Raw genomic sequence first — 12989 nt, forward strand, 5'->3', positions numbered from 1 at the left:
TCCATAATTGGATTCGTACGAGTGGAGAAAGTCGTGAAAAACATAGGAATCATTACATCCGGCGGCGATTGCGGTGGGTTGAATGGAGTCATCAAGGGCGCTGCATTGATGGCGTTGAGCAAAGGCATTACGGCCTGGATCATTCCCAACGGCTACGCTGGGCTTTACAACCTGAAAGATCTTAAGAGCTTGACTAAACTGACCAAAGAACGCGTCGAGGAAATCGATGTAATCATCGCAGGCAGCGAAGCGGGAAATTCGCGCGTCAAAGTCTCGAAAATTAAAGATGACAACAAATATGAACGGATCAAAGAAGGATTGAAAAAATTCAACCTCGATGCGCTGGTCATCGCAGGTGGTGACGATACAGGAAGCGTTGTAGTCGACCTGGCGAGCCGCGGAATTCCTTGTGTTCATGCACCGAAAACGATGGACCTGGACTTGATGCCATACAGCGTCGGCGGCGATTCAACAATCAATCGCATCGCGGAATTTGTTCGCGACTTAAAAACAACAGGAAGAACACACAACAGAATTGTCGTCATGGAAGTTTTCGGTCGTTACGCCGGACACACAGCATTCCGCGGTGGTGTAGCAGCAGACGCCGACGCAGTTTTAATTCCGGAAATACCGGTTGATTTTGACGTCTTGTACAAGAGCGTCAAAGCAGCCTTCTGCAAACGCATCGAATCAAGCGATGTGCACGCAGGCACTGCAGTCGTAGTGGTAGCTGAAGGTCTTCGCGATGCATCCGGAAACGAATTGGTCGACATGAGTTCAGAACCTGACTCGTTCGGTCACAGAAAGCTGATGGGCGCAGGACGATACGTCGTAAAACAAATCGAAGATCGAATCAAGAAAGATCCCGAAATCAAAGAGTTCATGAAACGCACCGGACAGTTTGTTGAAGGACTTTATGAAATTCCCGAAGTGCGCGAAATTCGCCCGAGCCATCTTGTGCGATGCGGCTTCAGCTCAGCTGTCGATTCAAATTTTGGATTGGAAGTCGGCTCTGCTGCAGTTGAATTGATGACTCAGAATATATTTGGAGTCACCGTTGTTTCCTACCGCGGCGGCAAAATCGAGTACATGGACGTGAAAGATGCGATCGTGCAACGTCACGTCACTGAAGCAGATGTCGCGCTGTTCGAGACGCTGGGCGTTTGCTTCGGACGAGAGCCGAAGAAGCCTTCCGCTGAAGCTGTAAAAGTTTCCGGAACGCCTGTTCGGGTCTACTAAAAGCGCGCAGGTAACTGAAATTGCAGTTTTGCTGAAACTGTTTAGCGAGATTGCATTGGCTGAAATATAAGCGTTGAGAAAGACTGCTCCCAAAAGAGAGCAGTCTTTTATGCACCCGCCGAGTGCTCCATCCGTTTATTTCGCGTGTGACGAGAGCTCAGCTAGAGTTTTCTTTGCGTTCGACTGGACGAACATATTTTCGTCATCGAGCAACAACGCAAGAATTTCAGGCGGAATCTTAGGGTTGTTTGCCAGCCCAAGGCGAACATCTTCGCTTGAGTCTTTCGCTAATCGCTCTAGCACCAATGGCGGTGCCTTAGGATTTTCTGATACGGCAAGTCTAACATCAGGATGATCGTCACTTGCCAGGCGCAAAAGCACTTCAGCTGGAGTTTCTGGATTCTCCGCCACTCGAGCACGCACTTTTACAGTCGTATCGTCAGCCAACTTTGTCAGCACCATAGGAGATGTGTGAGGATTGCCGGCAAGCACATAATGCACATGAGCCTGAGCTGTTGGATCAGCCTTGGCGTCCTTAGCTTCGCCGTCTGTGTTCAATTCATAAATGGACTTGACCAGCGCCGTCAAATTCTGTGCAGTCACAGGCTTCGCCAGATAGTAGTTCATTTTCAATTTCAACGCTTCAAGCACATCCTCATCGCGCTGTGATACGGTCAAGAGCACAACCGGAATTTTAGACAAGTCTTTGTCTGATTGAACATCAGCGAGCACTTCATGACCATTCTTTCTTGGCATATTGAGGTCCAAGAGAATCAAATCAGGCAGTTTCTGCCCGCCATTCTTACGCTCATTGAGGTAGTCCATAGCCTCGACGCCGTCGTTAACAACGGACATCGTGTACTTCAATCCGGATCTCTTGAGAGCCTCCTGGGTCAAACGGACATCACTAGGTGTGTCCTCGACCAGAAGTAATTCGATGTTATTTTCCATTACCGCTCTCCTTCATTTTTCCTGCCGGCAAAGTGAAAAGAAATATGCACCCCTGCCCGACTTCTGATTCCACCCAAATTTTTCCGCCATGCGAATTGACAATTTTTTTGCAAATCGCTAAACCCATTCCCGTTCCTGAATATTTCGTTTTGCCATGAAGACGGGCAAACATGTCAAAAATTTTGTCAGCGTATTTAGGATCGATGCCGATACCATTGTCACGTATGGAAAACAGCCACTCATTAACACTCTTCTCTGCAGTGATGAAAATCTGAGGCGCCGCTTTGTCCCTGTATTTCAGGGCGTTACTGATGATATTTTGAAACAGCTGAATCAACTGCGCGCGCTCAACAGCTACAGTTGGAAGATTGTCCACCTCTAATTTAGCGTGACACTCTTTTATCGTCGCGTCAAGATTATCGAGAACCTCTTCAATAATTGCATTGCAGTCAGTTTCAATATCTTCTACCGTTTCATCTCTGGTAGCGATGTTCGAATGCACCAAAACGGACTGAATCAACTGCTGCATTCGTTGCGTGCCATCGAGAATATAGTCGATGAATTCAATCGAATCCTGATCCAATTTACCTTTCGTGCTCTCCTGCAATAGATTAGCGAAGCCTTGCACCGCTCTTAGTGGCTCCTGCAAATCATGAGAGGCAATCTTGGCGAATTGTCTCAGCTCTTCGTTCGAATGCGTTAATTCAGCAGTTCGCTCTTGCACACGGCGTTCAAGCTCTTCAGCAACGTGCTTTCTTTCAGTAATGTCGCGGGCGAATGCACAATACATATAGCTGTCATCTTCGTAGATTCGGAAAACAACGATTTCGATTGGAAATTCATGACCATCTCTGTGCTGAGCGATCAACTCGGTCGTGTAGCGCTGGATTTTGCCCTCACTGGCCTTGAAGAATTCGTCGACTTCGCGAGCATACTGCTTCCTCAGATGATGAGGCGCGATAATTGCCAGACTCCTGCCCAGCGCTTCAGTTCTCTTGATGCCGAAAGTCTTTTCCGCTTGATTATTCCAATCAGTAATGTTGAATTGATTGTCCATAGACGCGAACGCATCATATGAATGTTCCAGAATAATGCGCAAACGGCGTTCGCTTTTGCGTAGCGCCACTTCCACCTTATTTCGCTCGATGGCGTACTGCAAACAGCGATAGACCGAATCATCACCGGCAAGACCTTTGATTAGATAGTCCTGAGCGCCGTTCTTCAGCGCCTCAATGGCGATATCCTGATCATCTAAACCTGTAAAAACCACAGTTGGCACGCCTGAGGCAATTTGCCTGATTTTATAGAATGTCTCAATGCCGTTGCTGTCGGGCAACGACAGATCGAGTAAGACGACGTCGATGGCATCCCGTCTCAAATAGCTCATCGCCTCATCCAGGGTGGAGGCACAATTAACGTCCAACCCCCGCCGCTGCAAGCTGATGCGAGCAAAGGTCGACTGCGTCGGATTATCTTCGACGACCAGCACACGCATCAGTGCCCACTCCTGATTTCAGTCACAACGTAGCTCTGCATTTGGTTTTATGTCGTGAACTAAACAAAGAAGTTCCCGAAACCTGAAATCAGGGTAGCAGAGGGTTTGGCCCCGAATATTAAACGCACAGGTTAACGAGTAGTTTCAATAGCTTAGAAGCAACGAGGTCGGTTAACTCTTCCGTGGTATGAAAACGGTAGACGAACCCCGAAGGGAGGTGTGACATGGCGCCACAGGATGAGCAGGGCAAGCCGGCAAAGAAGGATGCATCAGCCGTTCTTCACGACAATACGATTTCGCCCCGCGATAATCGAAAAGAGAGAGGAAAGGCACTGAGAGCTGCATTTCCGCACAAACTCCATGCGCCGTGGAATCCATCACCGACTCGCCGAGATCCAATCACAGTGCTGGAGGAATCGAATGTCGGGCGCATCCAGGAACTGGCGCCAGTGCGCTACGGACGCATGATGCAGTCGCCATTCACCTTCTACCGTGGCGCTTCAGCAATCATGGCTGAAGACCTTTCGATTACGCCCAATACAGGTATTCGAGTCCAGGCTTGCGGTGACTGTCATCTTCTCAACTTTGGTGCGTTTGCAACGCCGGAACGAAACATTGTTTTTGACATCAACGACTTCGACGAGACACTTCCAGCGCCATGGGAGTGGGATTTGAAGCGGCTCGCCGTCAGTTTTGTGCTCACCGCTCAAGATAACAATCTCAGTCCCAAATATGGGGAGCAAGCCGCCCAAACAGTTGCCAGAGCGTATCGCGAGCGAATGGGCGAATTCGCGAAAATGAGCATCCTGGACATCTGGTATGCCGCAGTCGATTGGAACAGCGTTATCGAGCGCACCACAGACGTTGAGTTGCAGAAGCAGCACAAGAAGCAGCTGAAGAAAGCGATGAAGCGAACGATACAAGATTATTACTTTCCGAAAATGACGCAGCAGATAAATGGTGCGTACAAGCTGAAAGACACGCCGCCCATCGTCTATCACTTTCCTGAAGATGAGCAAGAAGCATGGCACGAACGCATTACAAAGGCATTCGAAAAATATCAAACCACACTGCAAGAAGACCGGGCGCGCCTTTTCAATAGATACAGACTCTCAGACTTTGCTATTAAGGTAGTTGGTATCGGCAGCGTGGGCACGATGTGCGCCGTTGCAGTCATGCTCGCGCCTGATGATGAGCCGCTCTTGCTGCAACTCAAAGAAGCGCGTGCTTCGGTACTCGAGCCGTATGCAGGCAAAAGCGAGTTTGAAAATCACGGTCAACGTGTCGTAGCGGGGCAGAGAATTGTTCAATCGGCAAGTGATATCTTCCTTGGATGGACTTCAATTGACGACGGCAGACACTTCTATATCAGGCAACTGCGAGACACGAAGGTCAAGCCGGAGCCGGAACTCTGGCAGGGACCACAGCTTCTCGAAATCGCAGAAACGCTCGGTTCCGTGCTGGCTCGCGCTCATGCCCGTTCAGGAGACGCCGCCTACATTCGCGGCTATCTAGGCAGCAGTCCCAGTTTTGACGAGGCTATCGCTGAGTTTTCACTGGCTTATGCAGACCAATGCGTAAAAGATCATGCGTTGCTGCTTGCGGCAATCGAGTCGGGTCGGATAAAGGCCGATCCCGATGCTGCGAACTAGTGAGCGTTCGTTATTCTAGTAAGCCCAACGCAAAAGCGTCGCACCGGCGCTGAAACCAGCGCCCATAGATGCAAGTAGAACCAGGTCGCCTTTCTTGAGCATACCTTTCTCGAGGGCTGTGTGCATCGCCAGTGGTATCGTACCGGCTGTGGTATTTCCGTACTCGCCGATATTTACAACAACTTTATCCATGGTCATGCCGAGGCGTTCCATGGCTGAAGTGATGATACGAAGATTGGCTTGATGCGGGATGAATACATCAACGTCTTTACCAGTCAAGCCATTGCGATCGAGTACTCGAGTGCAAACCTCTGCCATCTTGCGCGTAGCGAATTTGAAAACAGCTGGTCCGTCTTGATGCACATAGTGCATGCGCTTATCGACAGTTTCATGTGAGGCAGGATAACGGCTACCGCCCGCGGGTAAGCAGAGCGAAACACCACCTGAACCATCAACTTCATGCACGAAGTCGATTAATCCAAACTCTTCCCCGGCTTCGCACGGCTGTATCAACGCCGCGCCACCACCGTCACCAAATATGATGCAAGTTTGCCTGTCTGTGTAGTCGATGATTGAAGACATCACATCAACGCCAATCACCACAACATTTTTGTGAGCACCCGTCTGTACAAATTGAGCGCCAACTTGCAACGCATAGAGGAAGCCTGAGCAGGCTATCGAGACATCGAAGCCCCAGGCGTTCGTCGCACCGATGTTGTTCTGAACTAGACAGGCTGTGGCTGGCAACTGCATGTCCGGCGTTATCGTGGCGAGAATAATCAGGTCGATTTCCGTTGCCTTGATTCCGGTTTTAGCCATGAGTTCTCTCACAGCTTCGGTGGCCAGGTCTGACGATGCCACTCCCTTGGCGGCTATGTGACGCTGATGAATACCTGTTCGCTCGACAATCCACTGGTCGGATGTCTCAACCATGCCTTCCAGGTCTTTATTGGAAAGAATGCCGGGCGGAACGCAGGCTCCAACCGCACTAATCTTAGGTATTGGCACTAATAAGCTCCTGAGCGCTGCCAGCAGAGGCATGACAGCTTCTTTGCATTCCGGACATCATACGATACACGATCTATCGCGTCACTCTCAACATACGTGACGTTTCTTAGTCACCAGGATCACCACAGAAACGGCGCTTTCCGCGTCTAGTCAAGCGACGATTCGATAAAATCGTTGTCATGCCAGATTCTGCTAATCCCACCAGAAGTGCCAGACTCGACCATTGAGCAGCTCGGCAGCCAGGCTGGACACATTTCCAGCCCCTTGATCGACGGAGTCCGGGCAATAGACAAAGTGTTCACGAGCTATTTCGAGCGCCTCCTCGCGCGTTGATGGAGGTCTTTCTACGACCATCTCGATTGTTGCTCGCCCGATCGAAACAATCTCGGCGTCGTGCATTTTGAACCATCTTTTGAAAAATCCAACGTGCACCTGAGGCACGGGGCAATCGTTCCAGCCCCCGTACAAAAGCTTTGCCGGCACTTCCCATGCATAATCAGCTCGAACAAGCAAAATGTAGACTGAGTCCAATTCACGGCTGCCCAATTCAGGGTCCCAAATCTGAAGCGACTGCAGGTTGTTATCAGGCATGACATCAAACGGCCATTCGCCCTCATCCTCATCAACGCCATCTCTTAATGCAGATTTGAGGTGCAACCATTTATCCATATTCATCTTTTCGCCGGCCGCGACCAGATCATCAAGAGAAGGCTTAACGGCACCGCTGCCGTCTAAATCAACAGGATCAGCCGAGCCTTCCAGCTCCTTCAAATCTCGAAAAAGAAGCGCGGCTCGGTCTCCTTCATCCAGCACCAGGTCGTTGCTGTTGTATGACTTCTTGCGCGGCGTCCAGACGTTCTTGCTCTGAGAAAATTCAAGATGACAAGACAAATTTTCTACAATTCCATCCAGTTCGTCCTCATCCGCAGCAATGACCGGCCAGTAGCCGGTTTGTATTGAAATTCTGCGCAGCGTGCCCCAGATATTTTCAGCTTCGGAGCCCTTGACTGAAAGCGAATAAATCATGTCGACAAGTGGCCAATTCAGCCGACCAAGCGTGCTGACGTTGATGTTGGCAGCCTCGAGTTTGCCGCAAAGATCTTTGACGTGATTGTCCTTATCACTGGAAATAGCTTCAGGAGCGGGATTAAGCGTGCCTTCGCGCTCGCCGCAAACCCATTTACTGACTTCCATATCCGACTCCTAAAAAATGGAAACTCAGATACTACGGGTTATGAACTTTGTTTTCAACAACTGCAGTCGCCACAGCCTGAGCAAGCGTCGAGCCCACCGGCGCAATCGCCGCAGCCACCGGCACAATCACCGCAGCCCGACGCACAATCACCGCATCCAGAGCAGACGTCGAGCCCCGCACCGCAATCGGCACAACCTGAGCAACAATCTGCACCAGCGCAGGCGTCTCCACCAGTGGCACAGCAATCCAAGCCTGTGCAGCAACCGTTAGTACCCATACCGAGGCAGTCGCAACAATCACCGGCACATTCTCCGGACTCGCAGGCATCAAAACAGCAATTGGCGCACATATTGAAGCTGCAATTCATCAGACATTGATTGCAGAAGAAGTCATTCGGCGTCTGGCTGGCGCGATAATTCTCCGCTCTTCTGAATCTTCTTCTGGAATTGTTTTGTAGTGGTGGTGGCTCAGAATTTTCAACATGTGGATCTGGCGATGCTCCAGAGTCCGCCGATGCAGCTGGTTCCGAGTGGAGCGGTTCCGAGTGAAGCGGTTCCGAAGAATTGTGATACGACAAGGAAGAAATGAAGGGGGAGACAACGCCGTCTTGCGACGAACTAATCTCAGGAGATGATTTTTGTTCATCGACATCTAAGGGTTTAGTGTCAGAAACCTCAACCAACTCAGGAAGCGGCTCAGATATACGCTCGTCAGAGAATTTTCGAGGACGCCTGCCGCCCCATTTTTGTGGCTCGGCCTTCGCATGCTGATCAGATGGGACATCGCCACCGCCAGTACTACCACCTTCAGCACTGCCACCTTCGGCACTTCCATCATCGGCACTGCCACCAGATGAACTACTACCTTCGGCACTACCACCGCCGGAACTGCCGCTGCCCGAACCACTACCACTGCCGCTGCTCATTGCAAAAGCAAACTGAAGTTTTTGATTCGGAAAAGCCAAAAGTTCATTGACCAGAGCGCCCCAGGCAATCAAATTGAAAGGAAGTCCGAAGATCTGGTCTCGATTCTTAACCAGCCGTGCATGATAAGGAAAAGCAAAAGCAATCAAGAAAACAAAAGGCTTGATGATGAAATCGAACCAGGAGCTTTGGTTGGAACAGGCATGTTCACAAATTGACACAGCAGCGCTATATCTCTGCGTCATGCTCAACCGCGCATTGGAGCATGACCGAGCAGAATCTCGAACTGATGAAGAGCAAGAATGCACATGCGATGCGCAAGCCGATCTGACAAACTCGAGCCAGTCTGTTCCTAGTTTGTCAGAAATATTCTGGCGCAATCTGGAGCGGAACTGCTGCAGCTGCTCAGGATCCAGAATCAACGCGGAAAGAGCATTCTCAATGGTCTTCGCCAATGACTGCACGTAAGGATAAATATCCTGCTTACAGTGTTCGGGCAACACAGTTGCTTCAATGCTGTAGGCGACTGCGAATGGATTGAACTCACCGCGTCTTACGTCTCTGGCAAAATCATCAAATGCATCAAGCACATAAACGAGTTTTCCAAAAGCATTGCCCAACTGATGCATCCGGCTGAGCACCATATTGTCGGAACAGCCAACAGCACGCGCACCACTTTCAAATACAATAGCGGTCATATGAGCAGTAGGATTTGCGCAATAATCGATCAACTGTCGAGGAAAGTGCGTTTCCATAAACTCTTCAGCGGAGAGTTCATGCTTTCCCTGCTCGTCAAACCACTTCCAGAGTTGATCGACAGGGAAACAGAGTTCTTCTAAAGCGTTCGAAGCTTGCTGAAATTTTTTCGAAAACAACTTCTGCGCAGTTTTCCAATGATTCTTTTCCGTATCAATCAGATGGTCAGCGATTTTAAGTTCGGTCAGCACCATCGTCACGTTAGCCGCAATCGAGAGAGGAAGCGGAATTGTGTTTTCATTGGCAGGCACAGCCAGGCAATTAAATGATTGGTATGCGCCGGCCCAGGATGAGATGTTTGCGGGTTGCGGAGATATAGCAGACAACACTTCCGCAAGAAAAACGGCATCATTATTCAAAAGAAAGCGGGACGCTTGACCGAACAACGTACCCATCGTTTTGCACGTTCCGCAGTAATGCATCCGATATTCAAGTTTCTGTTCATCACTCTGCGAGCAAGAGCGATTTTTCATCACTCCGAACATAGGAATCCTTCCCGCTCACCGGTGCTATGTTTTTTCATGCGACGAAACGGATTTCCCGGTTGGTTTGTCCTTTGTACCAGCAGCACCGTGGTTCTGGTTTCCAGACTCGTGTGCAGGCGCAGCTTTACCCTTTGAGTTAGTCTTATTCTTTGTTCCAGCAGCCTTTGAGTCAGAGTTCGGCTTGCCGCTTCCTGCTTCCCCGCTCTTACTCTTCACTCCAGAATCCTTTGTACCTTTATTCACACCCGACTCAGACTTATCCTTCGATCCAGCCTCGCTTTTGTCCTTAGAGCCTTTGCCGGCACTGCTCTTAGTTTTATCCGTTGTTTCACTCTTGCCCTTCGAAATGACATCCGCTTTGACTTCCGGTTTGACATACTTGGGCAAACTCGGGTCGACAACCAGCACATGACGGCTATTCAAACCGACCGCGTAGCCAATGAACAGTCCGTTCAAAGTAACGAGACAACAAATGAAATAGAACTTGATTCTTTTAACTGCGTCCACTAGTTACTCTTCGTGAATTTCATTGTCTGGGTGTCGTTTTCAGTCTGAGCAGCATTGCGCTGATAACTCAGCACAACATCACCAGGTTTGTAATTCTCTTGAATAACAGGGCCAGAAACCAAATTCAAAATCAACTTCTTCGAGTCATCACCCTTGTGTGCGTTGAACTTCTCTTCCAGTTCCTGCGCATTGAAAGTAATCGAGTTGTCGCCCTTCTTCAGCAAACGCGTGATATCAACAGCCTTGCCTGGAGCGAAAAAATTATCGACGTCTTGATCGTTGACTGTGACCTTGATCGAATAGCCGATGTAGTCTGAGCCGCTGGATGCAATCCAGAATTTTTTACCGTGCTTCTTCGTCGAAGATGATGCCGGTGTCGGAGTTACAGTCACAGTCTCTTCTGGTTGCTCATCAGTCTCTTCGGGTTTACCACCTCCAGATTTTGGAGCCACTGTATTTGGTGTTGCAGGAACTGCACCAGGCGTACCTGCACCTACTAATTGAACAGGCGCCATGCGCTGTATCGTGCCGAACCAGTAACCGGCGCCGCCGCTGGCTCCCAACATCAACAGCAACAAGAGAAGATCGCCGATTGCTCTCATGATTCCGCTTCCAGCACTAGCAATCGCACTCTTCGGCTTCTGAGTCATTTCAAATTTGCTCCGATATCTGGCATAGTCAGCATTATAGGTTTACCACCAGCCTTCCAATTCTAAGCTATGGCGCAGCGCCGTAAACCGTTGAAAACCCTGACGTAAAACTGCCGACCTACGGCGCTGAACGCACAAAACGAGCCAGAAAAATCATGCTTATTAAGAGAATACAAAGAAGTGCTAATGCTACCCTTAAGGTCAAAATTTCAGCGGCAAAACCGATGATAGGAGGTCCGGCAAGTAAGCCGAAGTAGCCGACCAGCGCAACGGTTGCAATGGTCGGTCCAGGCTCCATATTTGGTGCATTTCCGGCTGATGTAAAACAAATCGGCACGATATTTGCCACACCCAAACCGATCAATGAAAATCCACACAAAGCCAAGACCGGGTTTGCGGGAAATATTATGAGACACAATCCGACTAACGCCACTAAACAGCCGTAGCGAACCATTGCAGCTGCACCGAACCTGGTATTCAACTTATCGCCAAGCAACCGCCCCGCAGTCATTGCCACCGAAAACCCAGCATAGCCGAGAGCGGCAAATCCAGCGTCGGTTTTCAGTGACTGCTGCAAAAACACTCCGCTCCAGTCGCCCATTGCACCTTCCACGAGAAAACAACAGAACATCATCACACTGAGAGCCAGCAAGAAACTGGAGCTGGATAGAAGTTTCAGTGTGTCAAGATGCATAGAGCCGCTTACCTTCGCACCAGTCTTGTCTGCAGATGCGGGCAGCAACCAGCCCTTACAAAGAAGTCCGGAAAGCAACAAAACCGCTGCTACAGCGGGGAAATGCAGTTCAGGCGAGATTTTCAAAGACGCCATAACCGCCCCCAAACAAGCCCCGGCAATACCGCCGATACTGAACAAAGCATGAAATGCCGACATAATAGGTCTCTGGTAAGCACGTTCGACGGCTACAGCATGCGCATTCATAGCTACATCCATCGACCCGGCAAACAAACCAAGAGCGGCGACTGAAGCTGAAAGACTAGTCAGGTCTGGGGCGTAAGCCGGAAATATCAGGGTGAGGCAGGTAAAAACAAGGGTCCAGACGATTACAGGACGACTGCCGAAACGAGCGGAAAGCGCTCCAGCGAACGACATTGCTGCAAGCGCACCGAATGCCATGCTTAACAACGCGATGCCAAGGTTACCGGTGCCGAGAGCCAACTTGACTTGAATCGCCGGAATGCGCGAGGCCCAGGTGGCAACAACAGCGCCATTGACGAAAAAGACAAAACCTACTGCGGCTCGAGCCCGTGACAGCTCCGGAGCTTCGCGTGTCGGTGACGACTCAGAAGCGGCGTTACTTGCAGGTAGTGGTTCCGATGACAAAGGTTCCGATGACAAAAGATAAGTTCCAGAAAGAAGCCTATCTTAGCAGATCAATCAGTAATTACTCGTCAAATTTTAGCACCATATCTGGTGCATAAATCGTGGCGATGGCATTGCCAAAGTAATTGGTAGCAGAGAAAATACTGGCATCGATAACGTTGGCTGCAATCAAATTGACGACAACGGCTACAGCGACGCCTCCGAATGCACTAACCGAGCCTGCCAACACGTGCCGCTTGCCAAAACTAGAATCTTCGGAGATTTTTATCAGTCCATAAAGTAAGAACGGCACTCCGCAAGCGATTCCCACCACTTCAATAGCATTTGAGACTGCCAGCATCAGGGTCTGAACGTTCATCATCGAAAACAGAAACACAACCGGAATGGCGGAGAAAGCAGGATTAACGCTGCGCAGAGAAAACTGAGGAGCAGCCGACACTAATTTGGATGCTCTGGTGGCGGAGAGATGCTGCTCGAAAAGTTCATTTATCGCAAATGCCAACGCTATAGAGGCGATTAAACAGACAACAAATTGATTGTGACTACAGATCGAGTAACCGCTTATCATCAACATCGCGGTCGCGGCCATAAGCCCTTTAACAAACGATGAGGCGATGCGCGCCGGTTTCGATTTAACAAAACAGTAGTCGAAGTAAAGCCAGTCTGGAGGAGCCTCGGAAAGCTTATAACTGACTGCGGGTACATCGCGCGTTTCGATGATAATCATTGATAATAGTCCTGCAGGACAAGAGACAGCCCGCAACCAACCGACCAGTTCGCTTAATT

11 protein-coding genes are annotated in these 12989 nt (G+C 49.8%); 2 read left to right on the plus strand and 9 right to left on the minus strand.

Features of this window, described 5'->3' with window-relative positions; genetic code table 11:
• Nucleotides 1-33: 33 nt before the first annotated feature.
• Entirely contained in the window at nucleotides 34-1239 is a 1206-nt protein-coding gene (locus EKK48_15355) for a 6-phosphofructokinase (GenBank protein ID RTL40636.1), read from the plus strand.
• A 135-nt stretch (nucleotides 1240-1374) separates the two neighbouring features.
• Here EKK48_15355 and EKK48_15360 read toward each other — a convergent pair whose 3' ends face one another.
• Both EKK48_15360 and EKK48_15365 read right to left on the minus strand, forming a co-directional pair.
• Nucleotides 1375-2190, minus strand: coding sequence for a response regulator (locus EKK48_15360; protein RTL40637.1), 816 nt, complete (start codon nucleotides 2188-2190; stop codon nucleotides 1375-1377).
• Nucleotides 2180-3685, minus strand: a complete 1506-nt coding sequence (locus tag EKK48_15365) for a PAS domain S-box protein (GenBank protein ID RTL40638.1) — start codon at nucleotides 3683-3685, stop codon at nucleotides 2180-2182. The genes EKK48_15360 and EKK48_15365 overlap by 11 nt, the downstream gene beginning before the upstream one ends.
• Before the next feature lie 224 nt (nucleotides 3686-3909).
• Here EKK48_15365 and EKK48_15370 point away from each other — a divergent pair, with 224 nt between their 5' ends.
• On the plus strand, nucleotides 3910-5337 hold the full coding sequence (locus tag EKK48_15370) for a DUF2252 domain-containing protein (GenBank protein ID RTL40639.1): 1428 nt from the start codon (nucleotides 3910-3912) through the stop codon (nucleotides 5335-5337).
• A gap of 15 nt (nucleotides 5338-5352) precedes the next feature.
• On the opposite strand, the gene EKK48_15375 is transcribed toward EKK48_15370, so the two are convergent.
• The 7 genes from EKK48_15375 to EKK48_15405 form a co-directional block, all read right to left on the minus strand.
• A complete protein-coding gene (locus tag EKK48_15375; GenBank protein RTL40640.1) occupies nucleotides 5353-6378 on the minus strand; it encodes a ketoacyl-ACP synthase III in 1026 nt (341 codons plus the stop codon).
• A gap of 159 nt (nucleotides 6379-6537) precedes the next feature.
• Nucleotides 6538-7539 carry a DUF4253 domain-containing protein gene (locus EKK48_15380; protein ID RTL40641.1) on the minus strand — a complete coding sequence of 334 codons (1002 nt, stop codon included), beginning with the start codon at nucleotides 7537-7539 and terminating at the stop codon, nucleotides 6538-6540.
• Between the two features lie 53 nt (nucleotides 7540-7592).
• On the minus strand, nucleotides 7593-9614 hold the full coding sequence (locus EKK48_15385; GenBank protein ID RTL40642.1) for a hypothetical protein: 2022 nt from the start codon (nucleotides 9612-9614) through the stop codon (nucleotides 7593-7595).
• A gap of 114 nt (nucleotides 9615-9728) precedes the next feature.
• A complete protein-coding gene (locus tag EKK48_15390) occupies nucleotides 9729-10211 on the minus strand; it encodes a hypothetical protein (GenBank protein ID RTL40643.1) in 483 nt (160 codons plus the stop codon).
• The gene (locus tag EKK48_15395) at nucleotides 10211-10861 is read right to left on the minus strand and encodes a hypothetical protein (GenBank protein RTL40644.1); all 651 of its coding nucleotides are present in this window, start codon (nucleotides 10859-10861) and stop codon (nucleotides 10211-10213) included. Before EKK48_15395 ends, EKK48_15390 begins: the two co-directional genes overlap by 1 nt.
• 118 nt (nucleotides 10862-10979) lie before the next feature.
• Nucleotides 10980-12218 (minus strand): MFS transporter, encoded by a 1239-nt coding sequence (locus EKK48_15400; protein ID RTL40645.1) that lies wholly within the window; start codon nucleotides 12216-12218, stop codon nucleotides 10980-10982.
• 46 nt (nucleotides 12219-12264) lie between these two features.
• Nucleotides 12265-12930, minus strand: coding sequence for a hypothetical protein (locus tag EKK48_15405; GenBank protein RTL40646.1), 666 nt, complete (start codon nucleotides 12928-12930; stop codon nucleotides 12265-12267).
• Nucleotides 12931-12989 lie beyond the last annotated feature (59 nt).

The organism is Candidatus Melainabacteria bacterium (genome assembly GCA_003963305.1).
Lineage (GTDB): Bacteria > Cyanobacteriota > Vampirovibrionia > Obscuribacterales > Obscuribacteraceae > PALSA-1081.